Source organism: Aeromicrobium sp. Root344 (assembly GCF_001425755.1).
Lineage (GTDB): Bacteria > Actinomycetota > Actinomycetes > Propionibacteriales > Nocardioidaceae > Aeromicrobium.
The window spans coordinates 1,562,082-1,584,819 of record NZ_LMDH01000001.1 but is presented as its reverse complement, the minus strand read 5'-3'; the positions used below and the strand labels follow the sequence as shown (position 1 = coordinate 1,584,819).

The window sequence follows — 22,738 nt, the reverse complement described above, 5'->3', positions numbered from 1 at the left end:
CCGGTCGCGGGGGCCTCGTGCGTACGACTAGTACCAGCTGATCAGCGGGTTGCTGATCGTGTAGGGCGCGAAGTCGCTGCCCAGGACGAAGAAGATCGCGAGCGCGCCACCGGCGAGGGCGATGTCCTTGTTGAACTGGACCATCTCCATCATCTTGTTGGTCGGGTCCGTCTCCTTCCAGAACGCGTGCATCATGACGGCCGTGATGACCAGCAGGATGGCGAGCCCCAGCGCACCGATGTCACCCCAGATGCCGAACACGATCGACACGGCGCCGAGGATCATGGCCACGCCGCTGATCTGGACCATGAGCTTGGAATTCGACACACCACGCGACTCCGCGTAGCCCGCCATCGCGGCGGTCTGGGTCAGGTGGCCGATCCCCGATCCGATGAACAGATAGGCGAACAAGATGCGTCCGATGAGGAAGATTTCGTCCATGAGGTGCCTCTCAGGTGATTGAGTCGTCAATCGGGCAGTCTGGCCCTCCTCACCGGACGCGTCAAGCACCGGTCAACCCGTCTCGATGTGGGAAGGTGGCTGCGTGAAACCGGTCAATCCGCTCTGGTACCTGGCGGCGTTCCTGTTCGCACTGGGCAGCGTGATGATCGCGACCGTCGTCGCCGCCGGGGCGTGGGACCCAGTGCGCGAGGTCACCGTCACGCCGACGACCGTGCGCGCGGATGCCCAGGGCACGACCCTCGTGGTGTTCACCGACATCCTGCAGCCCGAGCGCAACGTCACCTGCCGCGCCACGGGCCGCGACAAGAAGCCGGTCGACATCCCCCGCGCGGCGCTCGACATCACGGTCGACAACGAGGGCAACCAGTGGCACCTGATCGGTCTGCTCGACGCGGGCGCCAACGGGATGCGCGTGCAGTGCACCCCGCGCGACAGGCGGGTCGACAACGCGTCGTACGCCTGGGCGACGGTGACCGGATTCGAGTCCCGCGCCAACAACGCCAAGGGCATCGGCATCCTCGGACTCACGGTGGCCGTGGCCTTTGCGGGGTATGTCTTCTGGTGTCGTCGCCAACAGCGTCAGGAGACCGCCCGTGAATCTGCTTGACACGTACGTTCGCGGGTGGCGCGAGTCGGCCGACTCGATCGTGGCCCTGGCGGCCGAGCTCGACGACGCGGACTGGGCGCGGCAGACCGACTGCACCGAGTGGACCGTCAAGGACGTCCTGGCGCACCTGGCTCATCTCGAGTCCGAGCTGTGCCGCGCGGAGCAGAACACCTACGAGAGCGCCGGCGGCTCGGACGTCGCGTCGGCCTACACCGCGGCCGGCGTCGCGGCGCGCCGGGACCGTACGCCCGCCGAGCTCGTCGAGGAGTTCGCCTCGGCCGTCGAGCTGCGCGCGGCCCGGCTCGCAGACCTGCCAGAGGACCCTTCGGCCCTCGCGCCGGTCACCCCCGGCGGCGTCGCCTGGAGCTGGGACACCCTGCTTCGCAACCGCTCGGTCGACGTCTGGGTGCACGAGCAGGACATCCGCCGCGCGACCGGACGTCCGGGAGGCCTCGACAGCACCGGCGCGCAGGTCGCCGTCATGACGTTCTCGTTCGCGATGCCGTTCGTCCTGGGCAAGAAGGTCCGACCGCCGGCCATGTCGACCGTGCGCTGGGAGGTGACCGGAGAGACACCGCTCGAGCTCGTGGTGCGGGTCGGCGAGGACGGCCGGGCCAGCGCGATCGAGACGCTCGACGAGCCCTCCGCGACGCTGACGATGTCGACCGAGGCCTTCACGGTGCTGACGGCGGGACGCCGCGCACCCGACCAGGTCGACGTCGCGGTCGAAGGTGACGAGGAGCTTGCCCGGGCGACCCTCGCCGCCATGACGATCATGTCCTGACCGTGGCACCTTCCTCTACGCTGGCGCGATGAGCTGGAGCACGCACGACATCCCTGACCTCACCGGCAAGCGAGCCCTGATCACGGGAGTGACCGGCGGACTCGGCCTGCAGACTGCGATCGGCCTGGGCCGGGCCGGCGCCGACCTCGTCGTGACGGCTCGCGACGAGCGCAAGGCCGAGACCGCCGTGTCCCGCATCGCCGACAAGGCAGCGGGCGCACACGTCGAGGTCGTCTCGCTCGACCTCGCGGACCTCGCCGACGTACGTCGCGCTGCGGCCGAGGTCACCAAGGCGTACGACCGGGTCGACATCCTCGTCAACAACGCCGGCATCATGGTGCCGCCGCGCTACTCGTCGACGGCCGACGGGTTCGAGCTGCAGATCGGCACCAACCACATCGGGCACTTCGCCTGGACCGCCGCCCTGTGGCCCGTGCTGCGCGACAGCTCAGCCCGCATCGTCTCGGTCGCCTCGCTGGCCCACACGGCGGTCGGCAGCATCGACCTGACGTCGCTCACGCCGGAGGGCTCGCCCCAGCCCTACCGCCGCTGGCAGTCGTACGGGCAGTCCAAGCTCGCCAACCTGCTGTTCGCCCTCGAGCTGGACCGCCGCGCCAAGGCCGCAGGGCTGGACGTGGTGAGTGTCGGCGCCCACCCGGGCTACGCCGCCACCAACATCACGAAGACCGGCCCGACGAGCAGCGGTCTGTCCTTGCCGGGCATGGGCATGCACCAGGTCAGCCGGATCATCGCGCAGTCCGCCGCGGCCGGCGCCATGCCGCTGCTGATGGCGGCCACGGATCCACGTCTGAGCGGCGGTGAGTACGTCGGCCCGTCGGGCATCCGCGGGCTTCGCGGCAAGCCCAAGATCGTGACCCCGAGCCGGGCGGCGCGCGACGAGGAGCTCGCCCGCGACCTGTGGTCGGCGTCCGAGTCGGCCATCGGCGAGACGTTCGACGTCTGACCCAGAAGTGCCCTGCGATGCCGGTGGAAATCCCGGTTTTCCCTGCAATGCGGGCCATGTGGGATCGCCCACACCGACCCCGTCCTCGCGTGCCTTCGGCGCCAGGTTGACGTAACGTCGAGGTCAATGATCCGAGACATGACGCATTCAGACTTCGACACCATCGTCCACCTCAACCAGAACGCCCTCGAGGGCGTCGGTCCACTCGACAACGAGAGCCTCTCGCTCCTTGTCAAGATGTCCGACCAGGCGCTCGTCGCGGAAGACTCCGGCGACATCGCCGGCTTCGTCATCACCCTCCCGCCGGGCGCCGAGTACGACTCGAGCCGCTATCGCTGGTTCGAGGACAAGCTCGTCGACGACTACGTCTACCTCGACCGCATCGTGGTGTCCGACGAGCACCGTCGCAAGGGCGTGGCCTCCCAGCTCTACGAGGAGATCGAGGGCGACACACCCGTCGCGCTCGAGGTCTACGACACCAACGACGTGTCCCTCGCGTTCCACGAGAGCCGTGGCTTCGAGGAGGTCGGCGCGCTGACGCACGACGGCAAGACCAACCTCATGCTGGTCCGCGAGCCCGACGAGGCCTGACCCTCCGACCCGACCTCGTGGCGGGCCATCGACCGAACGCAGGTCGGTGGCCCGTCTTCTCGTTGATCTTCCGCCAATTCTCGGCGGCGGCCGGTGCGCGAGCCCTACTGTGATCGACATGTCCATCAACGAGCCTCCCCCGCCGCAACGCGGACTCACCGGCGCCGAGCGCGGCCCCGCCTCCACGGACCTCGAGCAGGAAGTCGCCGACGCCCGTTCCATGCCGCAGAAGCTGCTCGCGGCCGCCCATCCGAGGAACTACTTCGGCATGGTCAAGGAGTACCCGGCCGGCATCAAGCAGTTCCTCTGGCTGTGCCTCGGCATCCTCTACCCGTTCTGGCTCCTCGGCGTCCTGATCGCCTGGCCCGTCATGATCGTCCTGAAGGCCGTCGGATGGGTCCTGTTCCAGATCTGGTGGTTCTGCACCGGGTGGTTCTGGAAGCGTCTCGGCGGCGAGAAGCCGAGTGCCTGAGTGAGGCTGCTCCCGCGGCGTCGCTCCGGCGCCACGATGTCGGTCACTCCCGACCGTCCGCTCCTGCCGACCGAGTCGGTCACCGCGACCGTCACCCTCGACGAGCCGCTCGACGACGTCACCGACGCGCGGATCGAAATCGGCTACGTCAACACGTACAAGTACGAATGGGCCCGCAACAACACGACCGACCTGGTCGGGCCGACGAGTGCCGGGGGCCGCAGCGACGCCACGGACTGGGTCGCGGCCGGCGACGCCCCGATCGTGTTCGCCGGTGGCACCCTCGCGGCCGGGACGCACACCGCGACCGTACGGCTGCCGTCGTGGTCGCCCGGCACCTCCGATCCCGCCGTCGCCTGGCAGGCCCGGCTCAAGGTCAAGCGCAAGGGCAAGTCGCCCGAGGCCGAGGCCGCGTTCACGGTGCTCACGCCCGCGCCCGATCCGCTGCCGACGGAGACACGACTCGTCCAAGGCGAGCGGGCGATGGCCCACAGCATTCGGTTCGAGATCGTCACGGACGCCTTGGCCTACCGGGCCGGCTCCGTCGTCCGCGGCACGATCTCGGTGACGCCGACCGAGCCGGTCACCAGGTCGGCGACCGCCGACGTACGTTTCTATCGCCCGCAGGTCTCGCACCCGCTCGAGAAGCCGCCGTCGCCCGACATCGAGTGGTTCAGCCGGCCGCACGTCACGGTGGCCAAGGACCTGATGCTGGCGCAGGGCGTGACGACCGAGATCCCGTTCGAGCTGACGCTGCCGGCCGAGGCCTCGCCGACCGTCGAGGCGGTGCACAACTCGATCCACTGGTGGGTCCTGGCGACCATCACCTACGCGGGCATGACCGGCGCGATCGAGCGCGCTCGCCGGGAGATCGTGGTCTACAACGCCTGAGCACGCCACTCGTCGGCGAGGAGCGCATAGGCATACCCGTCCAGCCAGCCGTGGTCACGGTGCAGCGAGTCCTTGACGTTGTGGGCCTCGCGGCGCATCCCGAGGCGCTCCATCAGGCGCCACGACGGCTCGTTGGCCGCGAAGCACAGGGCCACGACCCGGCGCAGCCCGAGGTCCTCGAAGCAGATCCGCAGCAGCTCGCGAATGGCTTCGGTCGCGAGACCTTGACCGTGGTGCGCGGGATCGAACACCCAGCCGAGCTCAGCCTCGGTGGCCTCCGCAAGCTCAGCCACCTCGCGCTGGGCGTAGGCGTCCTGGACCTTGACCATCAGGTCGCCGATCAGCCGGCCGTCGTGCTCGACGATCACCGCCGTCGCGCCGTCGCCGAAGCGCTCGGCGAGGGCGTCGGCATCGGTGGTGACTCCGCCGATCCACTCAGCCACATCGGCGCGCGACCGGTAGGCGAAGATCCGAGCGGGGTCGCCGTCGGCGAAACGGCGGAGCACCAGTCGCTCGGTGCGTACGGGCCAGTCGGCGTCATCAAGTCGGGAACCCATGACTCATGATCTCAGCTAGCCGCGCGTGCGGCCGTAGGCCTCGGGCTCCTCGGCCATGACCTTGGCCCGCGACCTGACCCGGTAGCGCCAGATCTGCGCCAGGCCGAGGAACCACAGGACGTACTGGAACGACATCGCCCACCGGAAGGCCGACGGCGTGTAGGCCGTCGACGCGCCCGGCGTGCGCCAGTCGAGGATCAGTCCGATCGCGACGACCAGCACGAGGCTCGCGACGAAGCCGGCCTGGTTGACGATCGCCGTGGCACTGCCGAGCCGGTCGGCCGGGTTGGACGTCCGGGCGAGGTCGAAGCCGATCATCGATGCCGGTCCGCCGACGCCCATCACGATGACGAGCACCACGAGCACCGCCAGCGGAGCGGGGCCGCGCCACGCCAGGACAACGGTCCAGACCACGACGATCGTGGCGACGATCCCGATCACGAGCGTCGACCGCTGCCACGGGTGGCGGGTGATCGCCCAGCCCAGCACCGGGCCGGCGCACATCACGGCCACCACCATCAACGTCAGCAGCAGCCCGGCCATGTGGTCGGACCGGCCCTCGCCGCGCACGAAGAACGGATAGCCCCACAGCAGCCCGAATGTCGTGGCACTGAACTGGGTCGTGAAGTGCATCCAGAATCCGAGCCGCGTGCCCGGCTGCGCCCACGAGGCGCCGAGGCTGCGCTGGATGCCGCTGCGGGAGAGCGCGGAGCCGCTCACCGAACGCGCGGCCGGTGCGTCGCGGACGAACACGACCAGGGCGAGCGTCAGGACGACACCCAGCGACGCCGCGATCAGGTAGGACTTCGTCCAGCCCAGGTCCTGCAGGGCGACGGTCATCGGCACCGCTGCGATGATCGCGCCGAGCTGGCCGGTGACGCCGGTCAGCTGCGTCATGAGCGGCACGCGGCGCGGCGCGAACCAGGTGTTGACGAGCCGCAGCACGCAGATGAACGTCATGGCGTCGCCGACGCCGACGAAGACCCGCGCCCCGAGCGCCAGAGCGTACGTGTCGGCGAAGGCGAACCCGGCCTGCGCCAACGTCAGCGTGACCGCGCCGGTCAGCAGTACCCGTCGGGGTCCGAATCGGTCGACCAGAAGACCCACCGGGATCTGCATGCCGGCGTAGACCAGCAGCTGCAGCATCGTGAACGTTGCCAGCTGGGCTGCCGAGATGTCGAACCGCTCCGTCGCGGCGAGGCCGGCGACGGCCAGCGACGAGCGGTGGAACACCGCGAGGAGATAGACCAGGAGGGCGACGAGCCAGACCGCGTACGCGCCGGGATGGCGGGTCTCGGCAGGCTGGCTCACCGATCCAGTTTAGTGCGCTCGACGTGCCGTCCCGACCGCGGTGGGAGACGGTGGAACCATGATCACCTGCGTTGTCGACTACGTCATCGACCCCGGCAAGATCGCCGATTTCGAGGAGTTCGGCCGGCGCTGGATGGAGCTCGTCAACCGGCAGGGCGGCACTCATCACGGCTACTTCCTGCCCGCCGAGGGCGCGAGCGACCGGGCGCTCGCGCTGTTCAGCTTCCCGAGCCTCGCGGCATACGAGGAGTACCGATCGCTGTTCGGCAACGATCCGGACTTCGTCGAGGCGGATCGCCTCCGCGACGAGAGCGGCTGCGTGCTGCGCTACGACCGCACGTTCATGCGGCCCCTGATGTCTTGACCGCCCGTGTGCCACGGTGGGTGCATGGCTGACTCCCTGACCCTCGTCGACTGGCGCCGGCGCGTCAACGAGATGTACGCGGACGTACGCGCCGAGCCCGACCACGCCGCCGGTCATGCGCGATGGCGCGCGGCACGCGACGAGCTCTTCCGCACGCACCCGCAGAGCCCGCTGCTCGAGGACGACCCGCTGCGTGAGACGGGTCTGCCCTACTGGCCGTACGACCCGGAGCTGCGGTTCGACGCGCCTCTGCTGGCGGTGGAGCCCACCGACGACCGACTCGTCGACGCCGGCGGCGACGGCACGATCACCATGAAGCTCATCGGCCGGGTCGACCTCCCGGTCGGCAGCCTCGACGTGTGGTGGCTGCACCAGTACGGCGGGGGCATCTTCATCCCGCTGCGCGACGGGACGTCGGGCGACGGCAGCTACGGCGGCGGGCGCTACGTGCTCGACACCGCCAAGGGCTCGTGGCTCGGCGGCGACGCCACGTCACTGACGCTCGACCTCAACTACGCGTACCACCCCTCATGTCGCTACAACCCGCGCTGGCAGTGCCCGCTGGCTCCGGCGGGCAACACCGTCACGACCCGGGTCGAGGCGGGCGAACAGCTCTGAGGCCACGAGTCGGGCGCCGCGGGTCATCGGCGTTCGCCCGCACGGTCTGCGCCGCGTCGGGGTCGATCCTCAGGATGACTCCACGGACGTGTCCTGCGCGGTGCTCGGACTCGCAGTCGACGATCACGAAGCACTCCGCGTCGTCCTGCGTGCCGAGCGCCGTGATACCGGGCCATGCGATGCGATGGAACGCGCGCAGGATCCGCTGCTGGAACGCGTCGCCGGACACACGATAGATCGAGAGGGACCACTCGGCGTGAGGGTGGAGCGAGGACATGGCGACCCCTTGGGGGTGGGAGTTCGCCGCCTGCTTCTTAACCGGTGATAGGACTCACGCTAGATCACGATGCCGACCGTGTCGACAGGAAGAACCGGGTGCCGGACCCTGAGCTGGTCCGGCACCCGGTCTCGATGCGTCAGGCCGAGATCGACGTCTGCTCGCTCGCTCTGTCGAGGATGTCGATCTTGCGAGGCTTGGCGCGCTCGCTCACCGGGATCACGACGCTGAGGACACCGTTGTCGTAGTGCGCCGAGATTCCGTCGGTGTCGATGCCGTCGCCCAAGCTGAACTGACGGACATAGCTGCCGTACGGACGTTCCTTGGCCAGCCACTTGGCGCCCTCGTGCGACGCCGGTGTGCGTTCGGCCCTGATGGTCAGCACGTGCCCGTCGAGATCGACGTCGACCGACCCGGGGTCGATGCCCGGGAGGTCGGCGGCCAGGACGTAGCGGTCACCTTCGCGGAACAGGTCGACCGGCATGAGTCGAGTCCGCGACGTGAGCTGAGTGGTCAGGCGATCGAAGCCGCCGAAAGGGTCAAAAGACATGTTCATCATCTGAAGATCTCCTTTCGAAACTTGAGTCCATCGGACTCAACTCTTACGAGACAGAAGATAGAACAACGACAGGTCGCGTTCAAGTCCCGATTCGCTGAGAAAATTCTTAAAAATCTGCTGCGGTTGCAGCGGATTCGTCAGAACGTCAGGGCGAGCGCCGGGTCGCGCAGGATCGCGGCGACGTCGGCGAGGAAGCGCGAGCCCTGCTCGCCGTCGACGACGCGATGGTCGAAGCTCAACGCCAGGGTCGTGACCCAGCGAGCCACGATCTCGTCGTCGTCGCCGACCCACGGCCGCTTGTTGATCGCCCCGACCGCCAGGATCCCGGACTCACCGGGGTTGAGGATCGGCGTGCCGGCGTCGATGCCGAACACCCCGATGTTGGTGATCGTGAACGATCCGCCGCTCATCTGCGCCGGCTGGGTCTTGCCGTCGCGCGCCGTCGCGATGAGGTCGGCGAACGCCTGAGCCAGCTCCGGCATCGTCATCGAGTCGGCACCGACGATGTTGGGGACGACGAGTCCGCGAGGCGTTGCCGCGGCGACGCCGAGGTTGACCGCCCCCTTGAGCACGATCTCCTGTGCGGCGTCGTCCCACGTCGCGTTGAGCTCGGGCGTGCGGCGCATCGCCAGGCACACCGCACGCGCGACGATCAGCAGCGGCGAGACCCGGACACCGGCGAACCGGTCGTCGGTCTTGAGCTGGGCGACGAGCTCCATGGTCCGGGAGACGTCGACGGTGACCCACTCGGTGACGTGCGGCGCGGTGAACGCCGACGACACCATGGCCTCGGCGGTCATCTTGCGGACACCCTTGATCGGGATGCGCTGGTCCTCTAGCGAGGTCGACGCGCTGGTTGGGAGCGTTGCGGGCTGCACGCTGCGCAGACCGGCGAACGCCTCGACGTCGGCGCGGGTGATGATGTCACCCTGCGCCGGCACGGAGTCGAGGTCGATGCCCAGGTCCTTGGCGAGCTTGCGGACCGGCGGCTTGGCGAGCGCACGGATCGAGCGCTGCGGCACCTTCTCGGTGTCGACCGAGGCCACGGCACCCTTGCGGGCACGGCGCTTGGTGGACGTGGCGCGCGGTCCGTAGCCGACGAGGACGGACTGCCGCTCCTCCTTGGCCTTGATGGCGGGGGTCGCCACGGGCTCCGGCACCAGGTCGCCGGCGGCGGCGAACTCACCCGCGGTCATCGCCTCGGGCAGGTGCGGGCCCTCGGATGACCCCGGCTCGTCGCCGGAGGCGATGCGGATGATCGGAGTGCCGACGTCGACGGTCTGGCCCTCGTCGACCAGCAGGGCCTCGACGGTGCCCTCATAGGGGCTGGGCAGCTCGACGATCGACTTGGCGGTCTCGATGTCGACGATGATGTCGTTGACCTTGATCTGGTCACCGACGGAGACCTTCCAGGTCACGATCTCGGCCTCGGTCAGGCCCTCACCCACGTCGGGCAGCTTGAACTCACTCATCAAGGACTCCTAGTACGCCAGCGAACGGTCGACCGCTTCGAGCACGCGGTCGAGCCCGGGCAGGAACTCTTCCTCCACGCGGCTCGGCGGATAGGGCAGGTCATAGCCCGTGACCCGGATGACCGGCGCCTCGAGGGAGTAGAAGCAGCTCTCGGTGATGCGGGACGAGATCTCAGCGCCCAGCCCGAGCGTCTGCGACGCCTCGTGCACGACGATCGCGTGGCCGGTGCGGCGTACGGACTCGAAGACCGGTGCGAGGTCGAGCGGCGACAGGGTGCGAAGGTCGATGACCTCGACGCTCGTGCCCTCCTCGGCGGCAGCCTCGGCGGACTCCAGGCAGGTCTTGACCATCGGCCCGTACGCGATGAGGGTCGCATCGGTGCCGGCGCGGACGACCTTGGACGCGTGCAGCGGGAGCGGCTCGGAGTCGGTGTCGACCTCGCCCTGGTCCCAGTAGCGCCGCTTGGGCTCCATGAACACGACGGGGTCGTCGCTCGCGATCGCCTGCTGGATCATCCAGTAGGCGTCGTTGGCGTTGGAGCACGACACGACCTTGAGACCGGCGGTGAGCGCGAACTGCGCCTCAGGGCTCTCGGAGTGGTGCTCGACCGCGCCGATGCCGCCACCGAACGGGATGCGGATCACGATCGGCATCTTGACCCGGCCCTGGCTGCGGAAGTGCAGCTTGGCGACCTGGCTGACGATCTGGTCGTAGGCCGGGTAGACGAAGCCGTCGAACTGGATCTCGAGAACCGGGCGGTAGCCGCGGAATGCGAGACCGACTGCGGTGCCGACGATGCCGCTCTCGGCGAGGGGGGCATCGATGACCCGGCTCTCGCCGAAGTCCTTCTGCAGGCCGTCGGTGATGCGGAAGACGCCGCCGAGCTTGCCGACGTCCTCTCCCAAGATCAGGACCTTGTCGTCGGCCTCCATCGCGGCCCGCAGGCCTGCGTTGAGGCCCTTGCCGAGCGGCATCTTCGTGCTCATGCCGTCACCTCCGTCATAAAACCACCGTACGGAGGCGTCGGCATGAATGCCCTTTGGTTCGCTCGCTGGCGCTCGCTCATGACTCGCTCCCCTCCGGCTCGAGACTGTCTCTGAACGCGACGTACTGGGCCTTCTGCTCCTCGAGCTCGGTCGACCCGTCGACGTAGACGTGGTCGAACAGGGCGGCGAGATCGGGGTCGGGCAGTGACTTGCAGGTCTCGCGCAGGTGCTTGCCCAGCTCGTCGGCCTCGACGTCGAGCTCGTCGAAGAACTCCTGCGGCGTGCCCTGGGTCAGCAGGTAGCGCTTGACCCGCTCGATGGGGTCCTTGAGCTTCCACGTCTCGACCTCGGAGCTGTCGCGATAGCGCGTGGGGTCGTCAGACGTCGTGTGGGCGCCCATGCGGTAGGTGTAGGCCTCGATGAGCGTCGGGCCCTCCCCGCTGCGGGCCTTCTGCATCGCCGCCGTGGTGACGGCGTGGCACGCGAGGACGTCGTTGCCGTCGACGCGGATGCCGTCGAAGCCGAAGCCGCCGGCTCGCTGGGCGATCGGGCCGCGGGTGTTGCGCTCGGTCGAGGCCGAGATCGCGTACTGGTTGTTCTGGCAGAAGAACACGACGGGCGCGTTGAAGACCGCGGCCCAGTCGAACGCCTCGTTGACGTCGCCCTGGCTCGTGGCGCCGTCGCCGAAGTAGGCGATGACGGCCGCGTCGCGCTCGGGATCGTTGCGACCGACCTCACCGTCGAGCGTCAGTCCCATCGCGTAGCCCGTCGCGTGGAGGGTCTGCGCGCCGATGACGATGCTGTAGAGCGCGAAGCCGTGCTCGGCCGGGTCCCAGCCACCGAGCTCGACACCACGGAACAGGCCGAGGAGCAGCGCCGGGTCGACGCCGCGGCACAACGCCACGCCGTGCTCGCGGTAGGTGGGGAACGCGAAGTCCTGCGGGAGCAGCGCGCGACCGGAGCCGATCTGTGCGGCCTCCTGGCCGAGGGCCGGCGCCCAGAGGCCGAGCTCGCCGTGACGCTGCAGTGCGTGCGCCTCGAAGTCGATGCGGCGGCTCAGGACGAGGTCACGGAACAGGCCGCGGATCGTGTCGTCGTCCCCGTCGTACGCGTAGTCCGCGTGAGAGACGCGTTCGCCCTCGGGGGTCAGGAGCTGGACCAGTGGGAAGGCTCCAGCAGGATCGTCGGCTACGTATGCGTCGGGCATGGTGGCGCTCAATGCGACTCCCTCAATCGATCGGTTCGCGGGATTGCCGCTCCGATGTCGAAGATGCGAGACACCAGTGTCACAGGGGTGGTGGACATCGGTGGGCTCACATGGACGTGACTGGCATCACATCTGGACCCACCGTATCCCGGCAACGACCGCCTGACCAAACAACGCACCGAACGGTCGATGGTCACGTGGCGGCTGCGCGCGACGGGATTTCCAGACGGTCTGTTGCAACCAGCCCTGCGACGACGGCGAAGGCAGGGCGCTGGGGTGACCTCAGTGCTCTTTGCGCCAGGCGGCGGCCCGGTCGAGGAAGATCGCGTTTACGGCCGGGCTGCCGACACTGACGCGTACGCCGTCTCCGGCGAACGGCCGCACCGAGACCGGGTCGCACCACGCCGCGAAGTCCATCGCGTCGTCGCCGAGCGGCAACCACACGAAGTTGGCCTGGGTCTCGGGCAGCTCCCAGCCCTGGTCGCCCAGCGCCGTGACCATCGCGTGGCGCTCCTGCACGATCGTCTCGACCCGCTCGACCAGCGCGGCCTCCGCCTCGAGCGACGCGACGGCGGCCGCCTGCGAGAGATCGGTGATGGCAAACGGCGGAGTCGCCTTGCGGATCGCCTCGGCGACCTGCGGACGGGCGACGGCGTAGCCGACGCGGAGGCCCGCCAGCCCGTACGCCTTGGAGAACGTGCGGAGCACGACGACGTTGTCGTGGGCGGCCAGCGCCGTGAGACCGTCGGCTGCGTCGGGATCGCGGACGAACTCGACGTAGGCCTCGTCGACCACGACGAGCACCCGCTCGGGGACGGCGGCGAGGAAGCGAGCGAGGTCGGCAGCCTTCACGACGGGACCGGTCGGGTTGTTGGGCGTGCAGACGAGCACGACGCGCGTGCGGTCGGTGACCGCGGCTGCCATCGCGTCGAGGTCATGCGTCGCGTCGGGGCGTAGCGGCACGCGCACCGTGGTTGCGCCGGTGAGGTCGGCGGCGATCGGATAGGCCTCGAACGAGCGCCAGGCATAGACGACCTCGTCGCCGGCCTCGAGGTGGGCGTTGAGCAGGGCGTACAGGACGGCGACCGAGCCGGTGCTTGCCGCGAAGTGGTCCGGTGAGAGGTCGAGCTTCGCCGACAGCGCCTCGTAGAGCGCCGTCGTGCCGGCGTCGGGATAGCGGTTGATCCGGCCGAGCTCGACGGCCGCCCGCTCCATGACGCCCGGGAGCGGGTCGTAGGGGTTCTCGTTGCTGGAGAGCTTGTGGTCCTCCGAGGCAGCGGCCTTGCCCGGGCGGTAGACCGGGATCTCGTCGAGTGCTCGTCGGGCGCGCGGCGTCGTCATGCCCCGAGCGTAATACCTGACCGTTCGGTCAGCCGAGCTGCTCCTTGAGTGCGGGCAGCAGCTCGGAACGGGCGGCGTCGAGGAAGGTCTCCTGCTGGTCCCCGCCGATCTGCACGAGGGCCACGTCGGTGAATCCGGCATCGACGAACGGCTTCACGGCCTTGACGATCGCCTCGACATCGTTGCCGCAGGGGATCTGCTCCGCGACGTCCTCCGGGCGTACGAACTGGGAGGCCGCCGCGAACGCCGACGGACCCGGCAGCTCGGCGTTGACCTTCCAGCCCCCGGCGAACCAGCGGAACTGCTCATGGGCGCGTGTACGAGCGGCGTCGACGTCGGCGTCCCAGCTGATCGGCAGCTGGCCGACCTTGCGGGCCGGCGCGCTCGCCCGCGTCTTGGCGTCGAACGCCGGACCCAGCTCGGGGTCGGGCTCGACCGCGATCATGACGTCGGCGCGTGGTGCGCCGACCTCGATCGACTGCTCGCCGCTGACCGCGACCCCGATCGGCACGCGCGAGTCCGGCAGGTCCCACAGCTTGGCGGAGTCGACCCGGTAGTGCTCACCGGAGTAGTTGACGTAGCCGCCGTCGAACAGCGCGTTGATGATGTCGAGGGCCTCGGTGAAGCGCTCGTGGCGTACGTTGGCCGGCGGCCACCCGGCTCCGACGACGTGCTCGTTGAGGTTCTCCCCAGCGCCGAGACCCAAGGTGAAGCGACCGTCGCTGAGCAGGCCCACGGTCGCGGCCTGCTGGGCGATGACCGCAGGGTGGTAGCGGGCGATGGGACACGTCACGTACGTCATGAGCTCGAGCGCCTCGGTGGCCTGCGCCACGGCACCGAGCGTGGGCCACGCATTGGGGCTGTGGCCCTGCTCGTCGAGCCAAGGATTGAAGTGGTCGCTCATGACGGCCAGCTCGAATCCGACGTCCTCGGCCGCAACGGCATCGCGGACGAGCGAGCGAGGGTCGGACTGTTCGCACATGAGGGTGTAGCCGAATCGGGTCATGCCGGTCCCGTACCCAGCGCCCGCGAGCGAACACGTCCGACGGCGCTGACATGATCGACCGTGTGACCACCCGCAACGCCCGACTCGGCTACGTGCTGGTCATCACCGCCGCCGTGCTGTTCGGCATCAACGGCGGGCTGTCCCGCGTCGCGATGGGCTCCGGCCTCAGCCCCGAGTCGTTCACGACGGTGCGCGTCACCGGCGCGACGCTGGTCTTCATCGCGTACGCCGCGTGCTTCCGTCGATCGGCACTGCGCCGGCCCAAGGGCACCGCGATGCTGCTCGTCATCGCGCTCGGCCTGGTCGGCGTCGCGGCGCTCCAGCTGACCTACAACGTCGCGATCGACCGGCTGCCGCTCGGCATCGCCCTGCTGATCGAGTACCTCGCACCCGTGCTCGTCGTGCTCTGGGTGCGGTTCGTCCGCAAGGAGCCGGTGCACGGCCGGATGTGGCTCGCGGTGGGGCTCGCCGTGGTCGGCCTCGCGGTCGTCAGCCGGGTGTGGAACGGCCTGACGTTCGACGGCCTCGGCGTCGTCATGGCCCTGCTCGCGGCGGTGAGCTTCGCGACCTACTTCCTGCTCGGCGAGCACAATGTCGGGCTCGACGACCCGTTGCGCGTCATCCTGTGGGCGTTCGTCGTGGCGACTGTCGTGATGAACCTGGTCGAGCCGCTCTGGCAGATGCCGAGGCTGGCCGGGTCGACCTCGATGCTGGGCCGGCTCGAGGACCACTCGGTCAACCCGTGGCTCGTCATCGCCGTCATCGTCGTGCTCGGCACGGTCGTCCCGTTCTTCCTCGAGATGCTCGCCCTGCGCCATCTCCCGGCGACGATCGTCACGGTGATCGCGATGCTCGAACCCGTGCTGGCCAACGTCCTCGGCTGGGCCTGGTTCCGCGAGTCGCTCACGCCGGTCCAGGCGCTCGGCGCGGCTGCGGTGCTGGCCGGCATCGTCCTCGCCCAGACGTCTCGACGGGTGGAAACGGTCCTCCCGCAGCCGTAGGGTGAAGCCACTCATGGCACGGTGACGGCCTGTCCGTCAGGGACAGGGGGCGACGCGGTGCGACCTGGAGCTCTGACGTACGCCCGTGCACCTGATCGTCGGCCTGGTGCACCGGTCGGGAGTCGCCGCGGTCGTCGCGACCCACGACCCGCTGCTCGTCGAGCGGGCGGACGCCGTGCTGACGTTGCACGACGGACGCGTCGTCGAAAGCGCCTGAGGGCATCAGTGCAACAATCGGGCATGCCCAGATTTGTGACTGCTTGGATCCTCAGCGGACTCGCCCTCGCGGCGGCCGCCGGCCTGCTCGGCGACCACATGAACATCGGCGTCGCCGGCGACTCGACCGGCGAGCGTGTGGTGGCGATCGCCCTGGTGGCTCTGGTCTTCACGGCGATCAACGCGTTCGTGGCGCCGGTCATCAAGACCCTGTCCCTGCCGTTCATCATCGTCACGCTCGGCTTCGCGCTCCTGGTGATCAACGCGCTGCTGCTCCTGCTGACCGAGTGGGTCACCGACAAGTTCGGCGTCGAGTTCCACGTCGACGGCTTCTGGTGGGCAGTCCTCGGCTCGATCGTCATCTCGATCGTCAACGCGGTGCTCGGCGGCTTCACCAACAAGAACCACCCGCGCCCAGCACGGTGACCTACCGCGTCGCCCTGGTCTGCCTCGGCAACATCTGCCGGTCGCCGATGGCGCATGTCGTCCTCGAGGACCGGCTCGTCGCGGCCGGCCTCGCCGACCGGGTCGAGGTCGCGTCGTCGGGCACGGGTGACTGGCACGTCGGACATCCGATGGACCCGCGGGCGGCGGCCACGCTGACGGCTGCGGGATACGACCCGACGCGGCACCGCGCACGTACGTTCTCACCTGACTGGTACGCCGAGAACGACCTGCTCCTCACGATGGACGCGAGCAACTACGCCGACGTCGTCGACCAGGCACCGACCGTGCAGCAGGTCGAGCAGGTCCGCATGTTCCGGGAGTTCGACCCCGAGGCGTCGGACGACGACCTCGACGTGCCGGACCCCTACTACGGCGGTGACGACGGATTCGCCGCGGTGGTCGCGATGATCGAACGTACGACCGACGAGCTCGTCGCACGGCTGCCCGACCTCATGGACCGCTGAACGTACGCTCCTCCACGGGGTAACGTCGGGGCCATGGCACGTATGGCAGGGACCGCCGCCCGGGCGGAGGCACTCCTTGGCCTCGGTGTCGTCTCCACCACCCCGGTCGCCGGCGGTGACATCTGCACGTCGACCCGGCTCCGGCTGACGGACGGCCGCGGGGCGATCATCAAGACCCGCCCGCACCCCCCGGAGGGCTTCTTCGAGCGCGAGGCCGAGGGGCTCCGCTGGCTCGCCGAGGCAGACGGTGCTCACGTGCCGCACGTCCTCGCGGTCGCCGACGACTGCCTCGTCCTCGACTGGATCGAGCCCGGCAAGCCGACCACCGACGTCGCCGAGCGGTTCGGTCGCGCACTGGCGGCGACGCACCAAGCCGGCGCCTCGACGTTCGGCGGCGACCAGGACGGTTTCGTCGGTCTGGCCCCGCTGCCCAACCGGCCCCTGCCGACGTGGCCCGAGTTCTTCGCGTCCCGACGGGTCATGCCGTACGTACGCGCGGCCGTCGACCGGCAGGCGCTCACCGGCGAGGAGGCTGCCACGATCGAGGCCGCGATGCGCCGCATCCACGACCTAGCCGGACCCGAGGAGCCGCCGGCCCGCATCCACGGCGACCTGTGGTCGGGCAACCTCGTCTGGGGCTCCGACGGCAACGTCTGGCTCATCGACCCCGCTGCGCACGGCGGCCACCGCGAGACCGACCTGGCGATGCTGGCGCTGTTCGGCATCCCGCACCTGCAGCGCGTCATCGATGCGTACGACGAGGCCACGCCTCTGGCCGACGGGTGGCGCGACCGGGTCGGGCTGCACCAGCTGCACCCGCTGCTGGTGCACGCGACGCTGTTCGGCGGCACCTACGGTGCACGGGCTGCATCGGCGGCCCAGTCGCTCCTCGACTCGTAGTTCAGCCAAGTCTCAGGGATCCGGGGCACACTGAGGCCATGCGCATCCTTGTCGTCGACGATGACCGTGCTGTGCGCGACTCACTGCGACGGTCCCTCGAGTTCAACGGCTACTCCGTCGACCTCGCGTCCGACGGTGCCGAGGCGCTCGCGCGGGTCCCCCAGATCAACCCAGACGCGATCATCATGGACGTCATGATGCCTCGCCTCGACGGGCTCGAGGCCACGCGAGCCCTGCGCGGAGCCGGCAACGACGTGCCGATCCTCGTCCTCACGGCCCGCGACGCCGTCTCGGACCGGGTCGACGGGCTCGACGCCGGCGCCGACGACTACCTCACCAAGCCGTTCGCCCTCGAGGAGCTGCTCGCCCGCGTACGGTCGCTGCTGCGCCGGTCGAGCCGGGCCGCGGCGGTCGAGCCCGACGAGGCACCGCTGGTGTTCGCCGACCTCTCGCTCGACCCGGTGACCCGCGAGGTCAAGCGCGGCGAGCGGTCGCTGTCGCTCACGCGCACGGAGTTCGCGCTGCTCGAGCTGTTCCTCCAACGGCCCAAGCGCGTGCTCGAGCGGTCGTTCATCCTCGAGGAGGTCTGGGGCTTCGACTTCCCGACGACCGCCAACTCCCTCGAGGTCTACGTCGGCTACGTCCGGCGCAAGCTCGAGGCCGAGGGCGAGGACCGGCTGCTCCACACCGTGCGGGGCGTCGGGTACGTCCTGCGCGAGACGCCTCCGTGATCGATCTCCTGCACCGCTCGCTGCAGCCGTTCACCCAGCGGATGTCGCTGGCCCTGCGGGTCGCGGTGCTCACCACGATGGCCGTCGCGCTGACGCTGGGGGCCGTGAGCGCGATCGTGTTCGTCGTCGTGCGCGCGGAGTTCGAGCGGTCCCTCGACGAGTCGATGCTGCGTCGCGCCCACGCGGCGGTGGATGCCAACCTGGCCGAGTTCGACGTCTTCCAGCGGATCGATCCTCGGCTGCAATCCATCGCCGACGTGCAGATCTTCGTCGTCAGTGGTGGCGAGCTGTTCTCCCCGACGGCTCCTGTGAACGCACAGACCAAGGCGTTCAAGAGCTACCACGAGGTCGAGGTCTCGCTCGGCGAGGAGTCCCAGTCCATGCGGACTGTACGCATCAAGGGCACGCCCTACCGCGTCGTCGCCGTACAGGCCGGCGGTGGCCAGGCGCTCGTCATGGCGCAGTCGATGGAGTCGATCGACTACGCGCTCAAGCGGCTCAAGGTCATCCTGCTCCTGTGCAGCGCAGCCGGCGTGGCCGTCGCGGGCATGGCCGGTTGGGCCGTCGCCGCCAACGGCCTGCGCCCGGTCCGACGGCTGACCGCAGCGACCGAGCGCGTCGCGCGTACGGCCGAGCTCACCCCCATCGAGGTCACCGGCCACGACGAGCTGGCCCGGCTGACGACGTCGTTCAACGCGATGCTCCAAGCGCTCGACGCCTCGCAGACCCGGCAGCGGCAACTCGTCGCCGACGCGGGCCACGAGCTGCGCACGCCGTTGACCAGCCTGCGCACCAACATCGAGCTCATCGGGCAAGCCGCGGACAACGCGGAACGGTCACTGAGCGACGAGCAGCGCCACGAGATCATGGGCGACGTCCGCTCGCAGCTCGAGGAGCTCACGACCCTCGTCGGCGACCTCGTCGAGCTGGCTCGCGACGAGCCGATGACCCGCGACCCGGAGCCGCTCGACTTCTCCGACGTCATCAACCAGGCGGTCGACCGCGTACGCCTGCGGGCCCACGACATGACGTTCGACCTCGACCTCGAGTCGTGGATGGTCTTCGGCGAGCCGCAGCTCCTCGAGCGCGCCGTCACCAACCTGCTCGACAACGCCGCCAAGTGGAGCCCCGCCGACGGCACGGTCCACGTACGCCTCGCCGAGGGCACGCTGACGGTCGCCGACGAGGGTCCGGGCATCGACCCGGCCGACCTGCCGCACATCTTCGACCGGTTCTACCGCTCGAGCGAGGCGCGCACACTGCCCGGCTCGGGACTCGGCCTCTCGATCGTCAAGCGTGCTGCCGAGCGGCACGGCGGCACAGTCGACGTCGAGTCGACGCCGGGTGTCGGCACCACGTTCACGCTCACGTTGCCGAGCTCCGACCAGCCCTGACCAGCGGGTTTCTTCGATCGCTCACACGCCGCTCTTAGATCCGTCTCAGCGATGCGCGAGAATCTACTTCCATGACCGATACGAACGACCCGTTCGCCGAGCGCCCCTACGTTCCCCCGACGGAGCGCAGCGACACCGGTGAGGCCAGTCCCGCTTCCTCCGAGCCGGCACCCGCCGACGCGACGCCGGCAGAGCAGACGCCTCCGCCGGCCCCCGAGGAGCCGACGGTCGAGGTCCCGGTGGCACAGTCCGGCGCCGACACGAAATCTGACGCCGAGCCCACGATCCCGGTCGCCCCCACACCGCCGGCCGATCCGCCCACGGTCGAGCAGCCGGCCGCGACCACGTCCGACCCGCCGGCGGCAGCTCCGGCTCCGCCCGCAGAGTCGTACACGCACCGCTATGCCGACGCCGCCCCGTCCCAGCCCGCACCCTCGGCGACCCAGACCGACCCGTTCCCGCCGTTCGCCGCGCCGGCCGCCGGGTTCCCCGCCGAAGCCGGTGGCCGCGACGAGCCGCCGGTCAAGAAGAAGCGGCGCGGTCGCACCCTGGTCGGGGCCGTGGCCCTCCTGGTGCTCGCGGGCGGTGCCGGATTCGGCGGCGCTGCGCTGCAGGACAAGCTCTCCGACGACGACAACGGCGGCCCGACCGTCAGCTCGCTCGACACGAGCGACGACGCGACCAACACCAACGTGCCGGCGGGCGCCGTTGAGCAGGTCGCCAAGAAGGTGCTGCCCTCGGTGGTCCAGATCAACGTCAAGGGTGCCGACGAGGCCGGGTCCGGCACCGGCATCATCATCAGCAGCGACGGCCAGATCCTGACCAACAACCACGTCACGGCGGTCGCCGGCAAGGACGGCATCATCACGGTGGCGTTCAGCGACGGCACCTACACCAAGGCCACGGTCGTCGGCGCCGACCCCAAGACCGACCTCGCCGTGATCAAGGCCAGCGGCAAGTCGGGCCTGACCCCCGCAACGCTCGGCAGCTCCGCCGACCTCGAGGTCGGCCAGGAGGTCGTCGCCATCGGCTCGCCGTTCGGGCTCGAGAGCACCGTGACGCAGGGCATCATCTCGGCGCTCAACCGTCCGGTGACCTCGTCGGACGGCGACAGCTCGAGCAGCTCCAACACGTTCCCCGCGATCCAGACCGACGCGGCGATCAACCCGGGCAACTCCGGTGGCCCGCTGGTCGACATCGACGGCAACGTCATCGGCATCAACTCGGCGATCAAGGCGTCCAGCTCCGGCGAGGGCGGCTCGATCGGCCTCGGCTTCGCGATCCCGATCGACCTCGCCAAGAACGTCTCCAAGCACCTCGTCAAGGGCGAGAAGGTGCAGCACGCGCAGATCGGTGTGACCGTACGCCCGGCCGTCTCCGACGACGGCATCACCGGGACGGGCGCCGAGATCGACGACGTCACCGGCGGCGGCGCCGGCGACAAGGCGGGGCTCAAGAAGGGCGACATCATCACGGCCGTCAACGGCGACCTCGTCGCGAGCTCCGAAGCGCTCGTCGCGTCGGTGCGCGGCTTCCAGCCGGGCCAGAAGATCACGCTGACCTACACCCGCGACGGCAAGAAGAACGAGGTCGAGGTGACCCTCGGCTCGGACGGCGGCGCCAGCAGCTGATCCGCCCGCAGCCCTGAGACCGGGCGCCATCTCGTCACCCACACGCGGACGGGATGGCGCCCACCACTTTCGGCCGGATCGTGCGCGAGGATGACCGAATTTCGCTCGTGACTGTCGGTCACCCTCACTACCGTGGAGGGGTGAAGACCGAACGCGACCTGTCCCTGCCGGCCATGCTCGTCACGGTCGTCCTCTGGGCCTCGGCGTTCGTGGGCATCCGGGCGGTCGGCGACACGTTCTCGCCCGGCTCCCTGACGTTGGGCCGGCTCGTCGTCGGCGCGATCGCACTGACGTTCTTCGCCCGGCCCCGCACGACCGCCCTGCCGACCGGCCGGCCCCTGCTGCTCGTGGTGCTCTACGGCGTTGTCTGGTTCGGTGCCTACAACCTCGCGCTCAACGCCGCCGAGCGCGACCTCGACGCCGGCACCACGGCGCTGATCGTCAACGTCGGACCGATCTTCGCGGCGGTCATCGCCGGCGTGCTCTACAAGGAGGGCTTCCCCAAGCCCCTGATGATCGGCATGGGCATCGCGTTCGGCGGCGTCGCACTGATCGCCCTCAGCGCCGACAGCGACTCGAGCGCGGTCGAGACCGCCAGCACCACAGGCGTCGTCCTGTGCATCGCCGCCGCCGCGTTCTACGCCTTCGGCGCCCTGGCCCAGAAGCCCGCCCTCAGGCACATGCAGCCGATCATGTCGGTGTGGCTCGGCTGCCTCGTCGGCGTCGTGGTGTGCCTGCCGTTCGCGCCCGCCCTGATCGACGAGCTCAGCGGCGCCTCGCTGCACGACATCCTCTGGCTGGCCTACCTCGGCGTGTTCCCCACGGCGATCGGCTTCAGCACGTGGTCCTACGCGCTCAAGCGCATCTCGACCGGCAAGGCGGCCTCCACCACCTATCTCGTGCCGGCCGTCGCGACGCTGATCTCCTGGGCGGTCCTCGACGAGGTCCCCGCTGCGCTCGCCTTCGTCGGCGGCGCCCTGTGCCTCGTCGGCGTCGCGATCACGCGTCTCAAGTCGACCCCCAAGGACACACCGGTCGACGAGCAGGCCCCCGCCAGCTGACTGACTCCACGCTGAGAGTGACGTTCTTGAGGAGCCCCGCAGCGTGTCGCATCAATTGCGTCACGCCCAACCGGCGTCAGCTCGGGCCGTAGGTCCGTACGGCGTGGCGGAAGAACTCCGCCGCCAGCGTCCGCCGTGCCTCCACGTCCGGCTCGTCCGGCTGAGCGAACAACGAGTCGCCGAGCGCGAGCGTCTCCTCGACATAGGCCAGCAGCCGCGGAGGCGCCACACCGACGCCCATCTCCCGCGTCCGCGCCTTGAGCGCCACCAGCTCGTCGACGAGGGCGAGTACGTCTCCGTCGCCGCGGCCCTCAGCGCGTGGTTCGCCCGGCCCAACGTCCGGAAGCGCTGGGATCGGGCGACCGGCGGAGTGCTCGCCGGTCTCGGCGGCGCACTCGCCACCACCAAGCTCTGAGCACCCGC

The 22,738-nt window shown here is 69.5% G+C and carries 28 protein-coding genes; 18 read left to right on the top strand and 10 right to left on the bottom strand.

Annotated features, from left to right (window positions below):
• Positions 1-27 precede the first annotated feature (27 nt).
• Positions 28-441: a DoxX family protein gene (locus ASC61_RS07870; protein ID WP_056210766.1), complete on the bottom strand. Its 414-nt coding sequence runs from the start codon at positions 439-441 to the stop codon at positions 28-30.
• A 103-nt stretch (positions 442-544) separates the two neighbouring features.
• Between ASC61_RS07870 and ASC61_RS07865 the strand changes: the two genes are divergently transcribed.
• The 6 genes from ASC61_RS07865 (at position 545) to ASC61_RS07840 (ending at position 4,771) form a co-directional block, all read left to right on the top strand.
• Positions 545-1,069 (top strand): hypothetical protein, encoded by a 525-nt coding sequence (locus ASC61_RS07865; protein WP_056210765.1) that lies wholly within the window; start codon positions 545-547, stop codon positions 1,067-1,069.
• Positions 1,056-1,853, top strand: a complete 798-nt coding sequence (locus ASC61_RS07860) for a maleylpyruvate isomerase family mycothiol-dependent enzyme (RefSeq protein WP_056210764.1) — start codon at positions 1,056-1,058, stop codon at positions 1,851-1,853. Before ASC61_RS07865 ends, ASC61_RS07860 begins: the two co-directional genes overlap by 14 nt.
• Before the next feature lie 28 nt (positions 1,854-1,881).
• On the top strand, positions 1,882-2,817 hold the full coding sequence (locus ASC61_RS07855; RefSeq protein ID WP_056210763.1) for an oxidoreductase: 936 nt from the start codon (positions 1,882-1,884) through the stop codon (positions 2,815-2,817).
• Between the two features lie 138 nt (positions 2,818-2,955).
• Positions 2,956-3,408 carry a GNAT family N-acetyltransferase gene (locus tag ASC61_RS07850; RefSeq protein ID WP_056210762.1) on the top strand — a complete coding sequence of 151 codons (453 nt, stop codon included), beginning with the start codon at positions 2,956-2,958 and terminating at the stop codon, positions 3,406-3,408.
• 118 nt (positions 3,409-3,526) lie between these two features.
• A complete protein-coding gene (locus ASC61_RS07845) occupies positions 3,527-3,880 on the top strand; it encodes a hypothetical protein (protein WP_157439416.1) in 354 nt (117 codons plus the stop codon).
• A complete protein-coding gene (locus ASC61_RS07840; protein ID WP_056210760.1) occupies positions 3,881-4,771 on the top strand; it encodes a hypothetical protein in 891 nt (296 codons plus the stop codon).
• Here ASC61_RS07840 and ASC61_RS07835 read toward each other — a convergent pair.
• Together ASC61_RS07835 and ASC61_RS07830 are read right to left on the bottom strand one after the other, a co-directional pair.
• Positions 4,759-5,328, bottom strand: coding sequence for a GNAT family N-acetyltransferase (locus tag ASC61_RS07835; RefSeq protein ID WP_056210759.1), 570 nt, complete (start codon positions 5,326-5,328; stop codon positions 4,759-4,761). The two genes, ASC61_RS07840 and ASC61_RS07835, sit on opposite strands and share 13 nt — an antisense overlap.
• 15 nt (positions 5,329-5,343) lie before the next feature.
• A complete protein-coding gene (locus ASC61_RS07830) occupies positions 5,344-6,639 on the bottom strand; it encodes an MFS transporter (protein ID WP_056210758.1) in 1,296 nt (431 codons plus the stop codon).
• Positions 6,640-6,697: 58 nt separating this feature from the next.
• Between ASC61_RS07830 and ASC61_RS07825 the strand changes: the two genes are divergently transcribed.
• Complete coding sequence (locus tag ASC61_RS07825; protein ID WP_056210757.1) at positions 6,698-7,003, top strand: NIPSNAP family protein; 306 nt, start codon at positions 6,698-6,700, stop codon at positions 7,001-7,003.
• 24 nt (positions 7,004-7,027) lie between these two features.
• Entirely contained in the window at positions 7,028-7,621 is a 594-nt protein-coding gene (locus ASC61_RS07820; RefSeq protein WP_056210756.1) for a DUF1684 domain-containing protein, read from the top strand.
• On the opposite strand, the gene ASC61_RS07815 is transcribed toward ASC61_RS07820, so the two are convergent.
• The 7 genes from ASC61_RS07815 to ASC61_RS07785 all read right to left on the bottom strand — a co-directional run bounded on the left by ASC61_RS07815 (position 7,587) and on the right by ASC61_RS07785 (position 14,470).
• Positions 7,587-7,898, bottom strand: a complete 312-nt coding sequence (locus tag ASC61_RS07815) for a hypothetical protein (RefSeq protein WP_056210755.1) — start codon at positions 7,896-7,898, stop codon at positions 7,587-7,589. The two genes, ASC61_RS07820 and ASC61_RS07815, sit on opposite strands and share 35 nt — an antisense overlap.
• A 139-nt stretch (positions 7,899-8,037) precedes the next feature.
• A complete protein-coding gene (locus ASC61_RS07810; RefSeq protein ID WP_235503515.1) occupies positions 8,038-8,448 on the bottom strand; it encodes an Hsp20/alpha crystallin family protein in 411 nt (136 codons plus the stop codon).
• A 146-nt stretch (positions 8,449-8,594) separates the two neighbouring features.
• The gene (locus ASC61_RS07805; protein ID WP_056210754.1) at positions 8,595-9,929 is read right to left on the bottom strand and encodes a dihydrolipoamide acetyltransferase family protein; all 1,335 of its coding nucleotides are present in this window, start codon (positions 9,927-9,929) and stop codon (positions 8,595-8,597) included.
• Between the two features lie 9 nt (positions 9,930-9,938).
• Positions 9,939-10,916: an alpha-ketoacid dehydrogenase subunit beta gene (locus ASC61_RS07800; protein WP_056210753.1), complete on the bottom strand. Its 978-nt coding sequence runs from the start codon at positions 10,914-10,916 to the stop codon at positions 9,939-9,941.
• A 76-nt stretch (positions 10,917-10,992) separates the two neighbouring features.
• A complete protein-coding gene (gene pdhA / locus ASC61_RS07795) occupies positions 10,993-12,123 on the bottom strand; it encodes a pyruvate dehydrogenase (acetyl-transferring) E1 component subunit alpha (protein ID WP_056210752.1) in 1,131 nt (376 codons plus the stop codon).
• Between the two features lie 282 nt (positions 12,124-12,405).
• Positions 12,406-13,464 (bottom strand): histidinol-phosphate transaminase, encoded by a 1,059-nt coding sequence (locus ASC61_RS07790; protein ID WP_056210751.1) that lies wholly within the window; start codon positions 13,462-13,464, stop codon positions 12,406-12,408.
• Between the two features lie 28 nt (positions 13,465-13,492).
• Positions 13,493-14,470, bottom strand: a complete 978-nt coding sequence (locus ASC61_RS07785; protein ID WP_056210750.1) for a TIGR03557 family F420-dependent LLM class oxidoreductase — start codon at positions 14,468-14,470, stop codon at positions 13,493-13,495.
• Between the two features lie 62 nt (positions 14,471-14,532).
• On the opposite strand from ASC61_RS07785, the gene ASC61_RS07780 reads away from it, so the two are divergent.
• From ASC61_RS07780 to ASC61_RS19685, 10 genes are all read left to right on the top strand, one after another.
• Entirely contained in the window at positions 14,533-15,471 is a 939-nt protein-coding gene (locus ASC61_RS07780) for an EamA family transporter (RefSeq protein ID WP_162243656.1), read from the top strand.
• Positions 15,472-15,556: 85 nt separating this feature from the next.
• Entirely contained in the window at positions 15,557-15,688 is a 132-nt protein-coding gene (locus ASC61_RS20370; RefSeq protein WP_268750608.1) for a hypothetical protein, read from the top strand.
• Positions 15,689-15,711: 23 nt separating this feature from the next.
• Positions 15,712-16,113: a phage holin family protein gene (locus tag ASC61_RS07775; protein ID WP_056210748.1), complete on the top strand. Its 402-nt coding sequence runs from the start codon at positions 15,712-15,714 to the stop codon at positions 16,111-16,113.
• A complete protein-coding gene (locus ASC61_RS07770) occupies positions 16,110-16,598 on the top strand; it encodes a low molecular weight protein-tyrosine-phosphatase (RefSeq protein ID WP_056210747.1) in 489 nt (162 codons plus the stop codon). Before ASC61_RS07775 ends, ASC61_RS07770 begins: the two co-directional genes overlap by 4 nt.
• Before the next feature lie 33 nt (positions 16,599-16,631).
• Positions 16,632-17,498 carry a fructosamine kinase family protein gene (locus tag ASC61_RS07765; protein WP_056210746.1) on the top strand — a complete coding sequence of 289 codons (867 nt, stop codon included), beginning with the start codon at positions 16,632-16,634 and terminating at the stop codon, positions 17,496-17,498.
• Positions 17,499-17,536: 38 nt separating this feature from the next.
• A complete protein-coding gene (locus ASC61_RS07760; RefSeq protein WP_056210745.1) occupies positions 17,537-18,229 on the top strand; it encodes a response regulator transcription factor in 693 nt (230 codons plus the stop codon).
• On the top strand, positions 18,226-19,623 hold the full coding sequence (locus ASC61_RS07755) for a sensor histidine kinase (RefSeq protein WP_157439415.1): 1,398 nt from the start codon (positions 18,226-18,228) through the stop codon (positions 19,621-19,623). The genes ASC61_RS07760 and ASC61_RS07755 overlap by 4 nt, the downstream gene beginning before the upstream one ends.
• Before the next feature lie 71 nt (positions 19,624-19,694).
• A complete protein-coding gene (locus tag ASC61_RS07750; RefSeq protein WP_200935407.1) occupies positions 19,695-21,254 on the top strand; it encodes a S1C family serine protease in 1,560 nt (519 codons plus the stop codon).
• Positions 21,255-21,394: 140 nt separating this feature from the next.
• A complete protein-coding gene (locus tag ASC61_RS07745) occupies positions 21,395-22,315 on the top strand; it encodes a DMT family transporter (protein ID WP_235503514.1) in 921 nt (306 codons plus the stop codon).
• A gap of 103 nt (positions 22,316-22,418) precedes the next feature.
• Entirely contained in the window at positions 22,419-22,730 is a 312-nt protein-coding gene (locus ASC61_RS19685) for a hypothetical protein (RefSeq protein ID WP_157439414.1), read from the top strand.
• The last annotated feature ends 8 nt before the right edge of the window (positions 22,731-22,738 follow it).